This window comes from Mesotoga infera (assembly GCA_011045915.1).
Lineage (GTDB): Bacteria > Thermotogota > Thermotogae > Petrotogales > Kosmotogaceae > Mesotoga > Mesotoga infera_D.
This window is the reverse complement of the sequence record DSBT01000074.1, coordinates 1-2912: the sequence shown is the minus strand read 5'-3', so window position 1 is coordinate 2912 and position 2912 is coordinate 1. Positions and strand designations below refer to the sequence as shown.

The window sequence follows — 2912 nt, the reverse complement described above, 5'->3', positions numbered from 1 at the left end:
CTGTCATTTGCTGCTTTAGAGACTTCCGTCCAGCCTTCGACATACTTGTCGAAATTCTCCTGAGCCTTCTCCAGAAATTCCTTTCGAAGTCTCCTGCTTTCTATATCTATCAGTTTGTCGACTTCTTCCTGTAGTTGCCTCTCCTGATTGAGTGTCTTTTGAACGAAGATCGGGTATGCTTCTGGAATCAGGTGTTTCGCCTCCTTCTGGAACTTATCGATACTTTCACTGAACGAAGAAGAGTGAAAGAAGACGAGATATTCTACGTCTGTTGGAATCTCTTCATCGTTCTTGATCAGTGAGGCGGCTTTCTGAAGGAATCTCCTGTTTTCTTCTTCCTTTGCCTTGCTGACTTTCTCAGAAGCGTTTCCGTGATACATTGCTCCCGATGAAGGCGAGGGAGAGTACTCTTCGAGATACTCCTGTTCTTTCTCTCGAATGAACTCATTTTCCACGCTCTTAATAAGAGAGAGTTTTCTTCCTTCCATTACATAGTATGTTGATGTTTCCCTCTCCAGAGAGACAACGAGAGCCTCCGCTGAGGAGCTTGAAAGCCAGATCAGTTGATCAAGATCGAATGTCTTGCCCACGTAGATCTCCTTTTCGGGCTTTCTATGAAGCGGTATGATTTTGACGCCTTCGATTGCTTTATCGTTCTTAACATCTTCGCCTGTGTGAAACTCCACGAAAATTGCCAATCCCCTTCCCAGATCATCGGTGTTTCCGAGTTTGGTTAGGACGGCTTCAACAACCTTCTGATGAATCTTCCCCATACCGGTTATCTTCTCGTCCTTTCTCAGACAGTCGAGAATATTTGACTTCAAATGTTTTTCCGCATCGCTCCTCTTAAGATTCTCCATCGGAAAGTAGAAAGTGAGAAGATATGAATCTGATTTGATCCCTGCCTCTGCACTGAGTAGCTGTTGAAGTTCTTTTTCCATCTCAGCTTTTCGAAGAACGCGTGTTGCGACATTATCCATATAATTTGCCTCCTTCCTTCGCTTCTTGGTGGTCTGAAAGAACCTACGGGCTTTCATTCTTGGTGCAATCTTCCATTTTCAGTACTCTCTCTGTTCAATTATAGTATCTGAAGACTATTGACCACACTTCAATTATAACCCCGGGAAATATAGTACAATAGCCACGGAGATGATTCGTTTGGCTAACAGTTTACAGGATTTGCTCTTCTCTAGAATGGAAAAGACTTTTCCGGCACTCAAAGTAAGAAATTTTAGATATTTCTGGGTAGGTCAGCTGATATCCGTCATGGGAACATGGATGCAGACAGCCGCCCAGTCATGGCTTGTCTTGACGATAACGGATTCACCTTTTCTGTTGGGTCTTCTCGGCGTAGCGCAGTTCACGCCGGTGCTCATTCTGTCACTGCCTGCGGGGGTCTTCGTAGATCGTTTCCCCAAAAGAAGCATCGTAATCTTAACTCAGATAGCCTCGATGATCCTGGCATTTATACTTGCGATTCTTGTCTTCACGAATACAGTTCAATACTGGCACATCTTCCTTCTGGCGTTTGGTCTCGGAATGGTCAAGACACTCGACATTCCTGCAAGACAATCTTTCATGATCGAATTGGTGGGTCGCGATGTGGTTCTTAACGCAGTCGCGCTGAACTCAACGGTCATTAATCTTGGAAGAATCGTAGGACCGGCCTTGGCGGGGGTAGTGATGGCGCTTGTTGGTGCGGGTTGGTGCTTCCTCGTAAATGGAATCACGTTTATTGCTGTGATAATTGGACTGTTGAAAATTGACGTAGCGCCGATTGTAAAGAAGAGACCAAAGGGGACTGTGATACCTGATATCAAGGAAGGCCTCATCTATCTCTTCAAGAGTCCGATACTGACTACCACCACTTTGATTCTAGCAATCGTCAGTACGTTTGGAATGAATTACAGTGTTTTGATTCCTGTCTTTGCAAGAAACCAACTCGGTCTCGATGCTCAGGGATACGGACTTCTGATGTCTTCTTTGGGAGTCGGGTCGTTGCTTGGAGCTTTGATTGTTGCTGGGGGGAGTTCCAGAGGGCCGAACAGAGTAAGGCTTTTTGTCGTGCCGTTCATAACTTCTTCGCTTTTCATCATTATGGGCTTCAATCGTTCTTACTTGCTTTCGGCTTTGCTTATCGGTAGTATGGGATTTGCGAACATCTTCTTCACTACCACTGCCAACAGCCTCATGCAGATAAACTCCGATAACGAGTATAGAGGAAGAGTTATGAGTGTTTACTCTCTTGTGTTTGCCGGCTCGACGCCGCTCGGAAACATGTTTGTCGGATCGATCGCGGACCGGGCGGGCGGAGGGAGCGCATTCTTCTGGGCCGGTGTAGTTACGGTCCTGCTGGTACTGGGAACGACGATGGCACACAGAGTCAGGAAGAGAATTTCAGCGGCGAAAAGTGATGCGTCGGCATGAACGTTATCGGATCGAAATGTTGTATAATGATTATGTTTGTATATCCGGGGTGATTATATATGTCTAGAATTCCCTTTTCCCGGATTTCCAGGTTCTGGGGGTTTAAGGAAAAGATCAGGTTTGAGAGAGCTTTGAATGGCAGAGCTTCGGTGGTCAGCTCCGGAAGTTTTTTATACGTGCTGAAGAGAAGGGCCGCGAGTGTTCCAGCTGAATCTTGTCAAAGTGAGCTTCTTGCGAATCTTGTCGGTACCGGAGTTCCTGTTTCAGCTCCCGTTTATGCCCGCAACGGCAAGTCTGAAGTAAGGATCGGCAAGTACGTTTACTCATTGTTTTCTTACATAGAAGGAGAAAAGGCCGACTCCAACATCTCTCATGCCACTCCTGAGATGGCGGTTGAACTAGGCATTTTTACCGGAAGGCTCCACAAAGCTCTAAAAGAAATCGACTACGATCAGCTTGAAAGAACGAATCTGCTGAAGTCACTG

The 2912-nt window shown here is 46.0% G+C and carries 3 protein-coding genes; 2 read left to right on the top strand and 1 reads right to left on the bottom strand.

Translation table 11 applies throughout. From position 1 onward, the window contains the following. On the bottom strand, positions 1 to 980 hold a 980-nt coding region (locus ENN47_02550; protein HDP77067.1), incomplete at its 3' end, for a hypothetical protein. A gap of 178 nt (positions 981 to 1158) precedes the next feature. Between ENN47_02550 and ENN47_02545 the strand changes: the two genes are divergently transcribed. Together ENN47_02545 and ENN47_02540 are read left to right on the top strand one after the other, a co-directional pair. After that, a complete protein-coding gene (locus ENN47_02545; protein ID HDP77066.1) occupies positions 1159 to 2427 on the top strand; it encodes an MFS transporter in 1269 nt (422 codons plus the stop codon). A gap of 59 nt (positions 2428 to 2486) precedes the next feature. Further along, on the top strand, positions 2487 to 2912 hold a 426-nt coding region (locus ENN47_02540; protein ID HDP77065.1), incomplete at its 3' end, for an aminoglycoside phosphotransferase.